Source organism: Phenylobacterium sp. (assembly GCF_036723115.1).
Lineage (GTDB): Bacteria > Pseudomonadota > Alphaproteobacteria > Caulobacterales > Caulobacteraceae > Phenylobacterium.
This window is the reverse complement of record NZ_DAIMHV010000118.1, coordinates 1-8,197: the sequence shown is the minus strand read 5'-3', so window position 1 is coordinate 8,197 and position 8,197 is coordinate 1. Positions and strand designations below refer to the sequence as shown.

The 8,197-nt window shown below is 70.6% G+C and carries 7 protein-coding genes; 4 read left to right on the top strand and 3 right to left on the bottom strand.

The window, feature by feature from the left end:
* From V7D28_RS11695 to aspS, 3 genes are all read left to right on the top strand, one after another.
* The coding region (locus V7D28_RS11695; protein ID WP_333587561.1) for a hypothetical protein at window positions 1-140 on the top strand (140 nt) is incomplete at its 5' end.
* 96 nt (window positions 141-236) lie between these two features.
* The gene (locus V7D28_RS11690) at window positions 237-1,568 is read left to right on the top strand and encodes a serine hydrolase domain-containing protein (protein ID WP_333587560.1); all 1,332 of its coding nucleotides are present in this window, start codon (window positions 237-239) and stop codon (window positions 1,566-1,568) included.
* A 117-nt stretch (window positions 1,569-1,685) separates the two neighbouring features.
* Window positions 1,686-3,461 carry an aspartate--tRNA ligase gene (gene aspS, locus V7D28_RS11685; RefSeq protein WP_333587559.1) on the top strand — a complete coding sequence of 592 codons (1,776 nt, stop codon included), beginning with the start codon at window positions 1,686-1,688 and terminating at the stop codon, window positions 3,459-3,461.
* A gap of 4 nt (window positions 3,462-3,465) precedes the next feature.
* Here aspS and V7D28_RS11680 read toward each other — a convergent pair whose 3' ends face one another.
* From V7D28_RS11680 to V7D28_RS11670, 3 genes are all read right to left on the bottom strand, one after another.
* On the bottom strand, window positions 3,466-4,350 hold the full coding sequence (locus tag V7D28_RS11680; RefSeq protein ID WP_333587558.1) for a pentapeptide repeat-containing protein: 885 nt from the start codon (window positions 4,348-4,350) through the stop codon (window positions 3,466-3,468).
* 75 nt (window positions 4,351-4,425) lie between these two features.
* Window positions 4,426-4,947: a pentapeptide repeat-containing protein gene (locus V7D28_RS11675; RefSeq protein WP_333587557.1), complete on the bottom strand. Its 522-nt coding sequence runs from the start codon at window positions 4,945-4,947 to the stop codon at window positions 4,426-4,428.
* 84 nt (window positions 4,948-5,031) lie between these two features.
* Entirely contained in the window at window positions 5,032-7,521 is a 2,490-nt protein-coding gene (locus V7D28_RS11670; RefSeq protein ID WP_333587556.1) for a TSCPD domain-containing protein, read from the bottom strand.
* 170 nt (window positions 7,522-7,691) lie between these two features.
* Here V7D28_RS11670 and V7D28_RS11665 point away from each other — a divergent pair, with 170 nt between their 5' ends.
* Window positions 7,692-8,090, top strand: coding sequence for an NADH:ubiquinone oxidoreductase subunit NDUFA12 (locus V7D28_RS11665; RefSeq protein WP_333587555.1), 399 nt, complete (start codon window positions 7,692-7,694; stop codon window positions 8,088-8,090).
* Window positions 8,091-8,197 lie beyond the last annotated feature (107 nt).

Sequence of the window (8,197 nt, the reverse complement as noted above, 5' to 3'; positions counted from 1 at the left end):
AGGCCGGCGCCACCTGGATCGACACGGCCGGTCGGACGCGGGTCTGGGCCGAGTGGCGTGACTGGCTGGGCCGGCGGGCTGGGGCGGGAAAGCTCGCCCCGCGGGGCTTCCCCGCCAGCAGGCGCTTCAAGCCGAAATAGGGCGGCGGCCTTCGTATTGGGGTCCGATCGAAGGTTCCCACTCTCTGGAACGCGATCTAGTTTGGCCCCGCATCAGAGAGGGTGGGGAGGCCTTCCATGTTCCCGTTTCATCGTCTGGCGGCCGCGGCTGTGGCCGCCGTCCTCGTCGCTGCGCCGGTCTCGGCGCTCGCCCAGCGGGCGCCTGCGGCGGCCCTGCCCAGGGCCGCCACCCCCGAGAGCGTGGGCTTCTCCAGCGCCCGGCTCGAGCGGCTGGACAGCGCCATGGCCCAGGCGGTGGCCGACGGCCGCGTGGCCGGCATCAGCACGCTCCTGATGCGGCATGGCAAGGTGGTGGCCTTCAAGACCCACGGCATGGCCGATCTGGAAAACCAGACGCCGCTGACGCCGGATTCCATCTATCGCATCTATTCCATGACCAAGCCGGTGACCGGCGTGGCCATGATGATCCTGTTCGAGGAAGGCCGCTGGAGGCTGGACGACCCTGTCAGCCTCCACGTGCCCGAGCTCAAGGACCTGAAGGTCATGACCGGCGTCGATGACGCCGGGACGCCCATCCTGGTCCCGGCCAGCCGCGAACCCACCATGCGCGAGCTGATGAGCCATACGGCGGGCTTCGGCTACGGCCTTCGCGACGACAACCCGGTCGATCAGCTGTTCCGCCAGAAGCAGGTCCTGGGGTCGTCCTCCCTGCAGCAGATGGCCGAGCGCACCGCCGAGATCCCGCTCCTGTTCCAGCCGGGAACCGACTGGAGCTACTCCATCGCGGTCGATCTCCAGGGGCACATTGTCGAGAAGCTCTCGGGCCAGAGCCTGGGCGCGTTCATGCGCCAGCGCATCTTCGAGCCCCTGAAGATGAAGGACACCGGCTTCCATGTGCCGGCCGCCGACGCCGGGCGGCTGGCCAGCCTCTATGTGGGCGACCCGGCCACCGGCCGCATCGTCGAGGCCGCGTCCCTGTTCGGCGGGCCGGCCCAGGACTACACCCAGCCGCCGAACATGGAGTCCGGCGGCGGCGGCCTGGTGTCCACGGCCACGGACTACGGGCGCTTCGCCCAGATGCTGGTCAATGGCGGTGAGCTGGACGGCGTGCGGATTCTCGCGCCGGCGACCGTGGAGCTCATGGGCGCCGACGTCATCCCGGAGACCGCGCGGGTGTCGTCCAATGGCACGGTGGCCCAGCAGTTCAACGAGGCGGTGGGGTTCGGTCTCGATCTCATGGTGGTCAAGGACCCCCGTCGTGCCGGCAGCCTGGAGGGTCGAGGGACCCTGAGCTGGGGCGGCGCGGCGGGGACCTGGTTCTGGGCCGACCCTGAGAACGACGTGGTCTTCGTGGGCATGGTCCAGCGCCTAGGGGGGCTGGGCGGCCAGGATATCCGCGGGCTTTCGCGCACCCTCGTATATCAGGCCCTGGTCGACCCGGCGAAGTGAGCGGCCGGCACGGCAGGACAGCGGCGAGCCGGTTCGCGCCGGCTCGCCGCCTTGACAAGGCAGGCCACGCATGCGCCCTTCCGCGCCTCGATTTCCTAGCCTTTTCTGCGACTCCTCATGCACCCTTACCGCACCCACACCTGCGGCCAGCTTCGCGCTTCCGACACGGACAAGACCGTCCGCCTTTCCGGCTGGATTCACCGCAAGCGTGACCATGGCGGGCTGGTGTTCGTGGACCTGCGCGATCACTATGGCCTGACCCAGCTGGTTTTCGCCCCCGACACGGCGGGCTTCGCCACCATCGAGCGCCTGCGCGCCGAGAGCGTGATCTGCGTCGAAGGCGCGGTGGTCGCCCGCAGCCCCGAGACGGTGAACCCCAACCTGCCCACCGGCGAGATCGAGGTTCAGGCCAAGGGGGTGGAGGTGTTGTCCGAAGCCGCCGAGCTGCCGCTGCCGGTCTTCGGCGAGCCCGACTATCCCGAGGAAATCCGGCTCAAGCACCGGTATCTGGACCTGCGGCGCGAGACCCTGCACCGCAACATCCTGCTGCGCAGCCAGGTCATCGCCTCCATCCGCCGGCGCATGACCGACCAGGGGTTCAACGAGTTCCAGACCCCGATCCTGACCGCCTCCTCGCCCGAAGGCGCGCGGGACTTCCTGGTGCCCTCGCGCATCCATCCCGGGAAGTTCTACGCCCTGCCGCAGGCGCCCCAGCAATTCAAGCAGCTGCTGATGGTGGCCGGCTTCGACCGCTATTTCCAGATCGCCCCCTGCTTCCGCGACGAGGATCTGCGCGCCGACCGCAGCCTGGAATTCTACCAGCTCGACGTGGAGATGAGCTTCGTCACCCAGGAAGACGTGTTCGCGGCCATTGAGCCCGTCATGCACGGGGTGTTCGAGGAGTTCGCCAAGGGCAAGCCGGTGACGCCCTATCCGTTCCCGCGCATTCCCTATCGCGAAGCCATCGCCAAGTACGGCTCCGACAAGCCGGACCTGCGCAACCCGATCCAGATGCAGGACGTCTCCGACCACTTCCGCGGCGGCGGCTTCGGCCTCTTCGCCCGGATCCTGGAGGACGCGAAGAACGCCGTCTGGGCGATCCCGGGCCCGAAGGGCGGCAGCCGCGCCTTCTGCGACCGCATGAACAGCTGGGCCCAGGGCGAGGGCCAGCCGGGCCTGGGCTACATCTTCTGGAGCGAGGACCAGGGCGGCTGGGGCGGCCCGATCGCCAAGAACCTGGGCGCGGAGAAGACCGACGGCCTGATGACGGCGCTCGGCCTCGGCCAGGGCGACGCGGCCTTCTTCGTCGCCGGCGATCCGAAGGTCTTCTACAAGTTCGCGGGTTCCGCCCGGACCAAGGTCGGCACGGACCTGAACCTGGTCGACGAGAACCGCTTCGAGTTTGTCTGGATCGTCGACTTCCCGATGTTCGAGTGGAACGAGGAGGAGAAGCGCGTCGACTTCTCGCACAACCCGTTCTCCATGCCGCAGGGCGAGCTCGAGGCGCTGAACAGCAAGGATCCGCTGGAGATCCTGGCCTACCAGTACGACATCGTCTGCAACGGCTACGAGCTGTGCTCGGGCGCGATCCGGAACCACCTGCCGGAGATCATGATCCGGGCCTTCGAGATCGCCGGCTACGGCCCGAACGTGGTCGAGGAGCAGTTCGGCGGCATGCTGAACGCCTTCCGCCACGGCGCGCCGCCGCACGGCGGCCTGGCGCCCGGCATCGACCGCATCGTCATGCTGCTGGCCGGCGAGACGGCGATCCGCGAGGTCATCGCCTTCCCGCTGAACCAGCAGGGTCAGGACCTGATGATGAACGCCCCTTCGGACGTGGAGGAGCGCCAGCTCAAGGAACTGAGCGTCCGCCTCGCCCTGCCGCTGAAGTAGGGCCTCAGAAGAAGGCGTCCTGGGCGACCAGGAAGCGCGGCGCCGGCGGCGGGCTTGGCGGCGGAGGCGGGGTCGGGACCGCCCCCCGCACGCCGCAGCTGCGCACGCTCAGGCCCCGTGGGGTGCTGGTGTTCGCATCGCCGCACGCCTCGTCCAACTGACCCTGGGTCAGGCCGCGGGCCTCGCTGAGGTCGGCGCCGCCGAGATTGGCGCGGCGCAGGTCAGCGCCGTCGAAGTCCGCGCCGTCAAACCGGGCTTGGCGCAGATTGGCCGAGGTCAGGTCGGCGCCGCGGAAATCGGCCCGCTCGAACCGCCCGCCCTGCAGGTTGGCGGCGGTGAGTTCGGCGTCGCGAAACCGGGCGGCCGTCGCGATCACGCCGGAGAAATTGCTGCTCTTGAGTTCGGCGTCGTCCAGCCTGGCCTCGGTCAGATCGGCGCGGGCGAAATTGGCGGCGATCCCTTCGACCCCGCGCAGATCGGCCCGGCGCAGGCGCGCCTGGACGAAATTGGCGCCGCGCAGTTCGGCGTTGCGCAGGGAGGCGTCCACCATCACCGCCTCTGCGAAGCTGGCGCCGGTCATGTGGGTGTCGGACAGGTCGGCGCGGCTCAGATCGGCCCGTGCGAAGGCTGACCCCAGGAACCGCGCCCCCCTGAGATCAGAGCCCACAAGGGCCGCGCCGGAGAAGTCGGCGCCGATGAACCGGGCGCCGGCCAGCTTGCGGCCCGACAGCTCGCAATTGGCGCAGGAGCCGCCGAAGGAGACCACCTTGGCCACGCTGCGGTCGCTGGTGAGCGCGCTGGCGACGCCCGGCGCCAGGGCCAGAAGGCTGGCGGCCAGGGCGAACCGGCGCATCAGTCGGCCAGCGGAGCTGGGCAGGAAAGGGGGCATGTTGCGTGTCACAGGCTCCATGTGAGGGGCCAGGGCCGCCCGCGCCACTTAATTCGCAGTAATGCCGCCGCGCGCTCAGCAGGCGGGGATGCGCAGGCCCGGGGGAAGGCGGGTGGAGGCGTCGCCGCAGGCCTGGGAGAGCTGGGCCTGGGTCAGCCCCGTGGCGCGGTCCATCTCGGCCCCGGAGAAGTTGGTCCCGGCGAGCCGTGCGCCGCGGAAGTTCGCCCCCTGGAGGTGGGTCCCCACGAAGCTGGCCTGGGAGAGGTCGGCGCCGGCGAAGCTGGCGCTGGCGAACAGGGCGCCATAGGCCTCCACGTCGCGCAGGTCGGCCCCGGCAAAGTTGCTCCGGTTCATGATGGCGAGGCTGAGATCAGCCTGACGCAGCCGGGCGCCAGACAGATTGCGGCCGCGCAGCTCCCGTCCGCCAAGATCAGCCTGGAAGAGGTTGCATTTGGGGCAGTGAGCCCCCTGGCGCACCTGGGCGATCTGCCCGGCGTTCTGGGCCTGGGCCGCGGTCGAACCCACCGTGACGGACAAGACGAGCGCGAGGATCGGGGCAAAGGCGAGGGCGGAGCGGGGGGAGCCGGCAGACGACATGGGGGCCTCGACGCTTCGGGAGCTGGAGATCAACCCTCCTAGGCCCTTAAGCTTAAGGGCTGATGAGCGGCCTGCTCGCCGGTTTCAACTCGCCGCGTCGTCCAGCCGTCCGGCCCGGGCCCCACAGGTTTCGCAGATCAGGCTCGCGCCCTTGCGGACCACCGCCATGTCGCCGCAGGAGGGGCAGACATCGGCCGTCTGGGCCGGGGCGCTGCGGGCGGCGCGATGATCGGCCAGGGAGAGAACCACCAGATTGTCGGGCGTCGCGCCTCTGGAAAAGCCCTTGGAGATGAAGCGCGAGGCGGGCAGGGGTTCGCCGGGATTCAGAGGCGTTTCCTCCCCCTTGCCGCGGCCCAGCCCGTCGGCGTTCAGCTCGCCCGGGTCGGCATTGGCCAGGTCCTGGCGGTCCAGATAGGAGACGCCCAGCTCCCGGAACACATAGTCGAGGATCGAGGTCGCCGAGCGCACGGAGTCGTTGCCGGTCACCGGGCCGGCAGGCTCAAACCGGGTGAAGACAAAGGCGTCCACGAACTCGTCCAGGGGCACGCCATACTGGAGGCCGATGGAGACCGAGATGGCGAAATTGTTCATGAGCGAGCGGAAGGCCGCGCCTTCCTTGTGCATGTCGATGAAGATCTCGCCGAGCTCGCCGTCGTCATATTCGCCAGTGTGCAGATAGACCTTGTGGCCGCCCACCGAGGCCTTCTGGATGTAGCCCTTGCGGCGATCCGGCAGCTTTCGGCGTTCCCGTTCGCGCTCCACCACCCGCTCGACAACGCGCTCCTCGATGCGGGGCGGCGGGGCGGGCGCCGCCGCTTCCGGCCGGGCGGGTTCGCGGATCGGCGGCACATCCAGGGCGGCGTAGGCTGGGGGCTCGGCGCGGCTCACCCGCACCCCGGCCACGCCGTGGCCCCGCGCCTGGGCGATCAGCAGGGCCACATCGTCGGGGCTGGCCTCCCAGGGCAGGGTGAATTCGGCGATGGCGGGCAGGCCAAGCTCGCCCTGAAGGGCGCTCAGCATGGCGAGATAGGCGTCCGGGCCCAGTTCGTCGGCGCTCAGGAAGACGCCGCGGGTCTCGGGCGAGAGGTCTGAGTCCTCCAGTCGGCTGGAGCCGAGCGCATAGGCTTCGGCCGCTGCGATCTCCGCCTCGCTGAACCCCATGACACGCAGGGCGTCGAAGCGCGGATCGTGCAGGTCTTCCAGGGGCGCCCCCAGCACATCGGCCAGGAAGCCCTCGCCTACGACGTCGGGGCGGAAGGCCTCGGCGAGGGTGGCGCAGAAGGGGAGGGCCGATTCCACTGCGCCGATCTCATGGTCGGTAAAGCCGCGAGCGGCCAGGGCGTCGTGGTCGACCCCCGGCGCGCCGTCCAGGGCGCCGTGGCCCAGAAGCCGCCAGCGGGCGGCGTCCAGATCGGCGCCCAGGGCGCCCAGGCCCGCATGGGCCGCCTCGCTCATGACCCGCAGGATGCGGCCGTCCGCCGTCTGGGCGAAGGTGACGGGGCCTTCCCAAGGCTCGGCCGCCGGACTCGCGCCGCCGAGCATCAGGGCGAGTTCGGGGTCGTCGAAGACCGCCAGGCTCACGCCCGGGCCGGCCCCGGAGCGCGCCAGGGCCGCAGCGGCGCGGCCGTAGAGCCCGGCGGTGCGGCTGCGGCCGACGTCGGAGTCATAGGCTACGCCCTGGCCGACCAGCCAGTCGGCCACCCCCGCCAGGGCCAGGGCGGCGGCCTCATCCTGGGCCTCCGCCGCCAGGGCCTTGGCGGCCAGGTCCACGGCGGCTTCAAAGCCCGGCTGGTCGAAATCCTCGCCGAAGCCGAAGCTCAGCAGGTTGACCGCTCCTCGCACCGCGACGCGACCGGGCGCCCGATCAGGCTGGCAGAGGGTGAGGGCGCCTGTCTCCCAGGCGGCCAGGGCGATGGCCCGGTCAAGCGCCCCGCCCTGGGAGGCCAGGGGCAGGATCAGCTCCGGGGGCGGCGCCGGGATCGGCACGTCCATCGGCGGGTGGGTCTCGCCGGCCCGGGCCAGGGCGATGGTGTCGAGGAGGGTGGCGTCGGACGCGCCGGCGGCCCTAGCCGCCTCACAGGCGCGCGCCAGACTGGGATTGCGCTGGGGGTCGGCGCAGGCGTCCGGGTCGCCCTGGCATCGGTGGATGGAGTCGGCCACGGCCTGGAGCCGGCTGGCGAGCACGCGGCCCGCCTCGGCGGCGGCGCGGCGTCCGCGGGTGCGCGCGCGGTGTTCGGCCAGTCGACGGGCGATCTCATCAGCCGCCGGGGGCTGGGTCACCGGACGCTGCGACGGGCGGCGGATCGCCAGGCGGCCGCCCAGCATGGCCGCGCCCAGGTCGCGCCGGAAACGCCCGCGGGCGCCGACGCCTTCGAACAGGCTGCGGGACTGGCCGGCCTGGACCAGGGACTCGGCGAAACGGAAGATGGCGGCGGGCAGATCGGCCTCGTTCTGGGACCAATCCAGCCAGGCCTCCACCCGGGCGTCGGTCCAACTGGACGGGGCCAGGACCTCCACGGTCCGGTCGCCCAGTTCCAGGGTGCGCCGCTCCATCTTCCCGCCGTCCAGACTCATCACCGACTCCCTCGCCAGGCGAGCCTAGGAAGGCTGGAAGGTCGGATCAATAGATGTTGGGGCCCCAGCGGCGCCGTTACACAAGATGTTGCGGGCCGCCGCAAGCTGGACGCGAGGGGGCCGGGCGCCTATAGTCCGCGCGAATTTCCAACCCAGTCGGACACCCAAACGTGCTGAAAGCGATCTTCACCTGGTGGAACGGCGCCACGATGGGCGCGCGCTTTCATATCGGCCGCCGCGGCGTGCTGGTGGGTCAGGACGACTATGGAAACCGCTATTATGAGGCCAAGGACGACCGCGACGCCTATGACGCGGGCCGCAAGCGTCGCTGGGTGATCTTCTCGGGCTATGCCGAGGCGTCCAAAGTCCCCGCCGAATGGCACGGCTGGCTGCACTATACCTTCGACGAGCCGCCCACCGTGGCGCCCCTGCTGCGCAAGCCCTGGGAAAAGGATCACCGTCCCAACCTGACGGGCACGGTCCACGCCTATCGGCCGCAGGGCTCCCTGGCGCGTGGCGGCGAGCGGCAGAAGGCCACCGGCGACTACCTGCCCTGGACCCCGGAATAGGGGCTTTCGCCTTGGGCTCTTCCCGCGCCCTGATCTTCGGATTGGGCCTCCTGGCCGTGGGGGCCGGGGGCGCCGTCCTGGCGCAGAGCCCGCCCCAGGCGCCGGCG

Coding starts and splice junctions, on each gene's coding strand:
- V7D28_RS11690 (WP_333587560.1), top strand. CDS start 237: ATGTTCCCGTTTCATCGTCTGGCGGCCGCGGCTGTGGCCGCCGTCCTC.
- V7D28_RS11675 (WP_333587557.1), bottom strand. CDS start 4,947: ATGTCGTCTGCCGGCTCCCCCCGCTCCGCCCTCGCCTTTGCCCCGATC.
- V7D28_RS11670 (WP_333587556.1), bottom strand. CDS start 7,521: ATGAGTCTGGACGGCGGGAAGATGGAGCGGCGCACCCTGGAACTGGGC.
- aspS (WP_333587559.1), top strand. CDS start 1,686: ATGCACCCTTACCGCACCCACACCTGCGGCCAGCTTCGCGCTTCCGAC.
- V7D28_RS11680 (WP_333587558.1), bottom strand. CDS start 4,350: ATGCCCCCTTTCCTGCCCAGCTCCGCTGGCCGACTGATGCGCCGGTTC.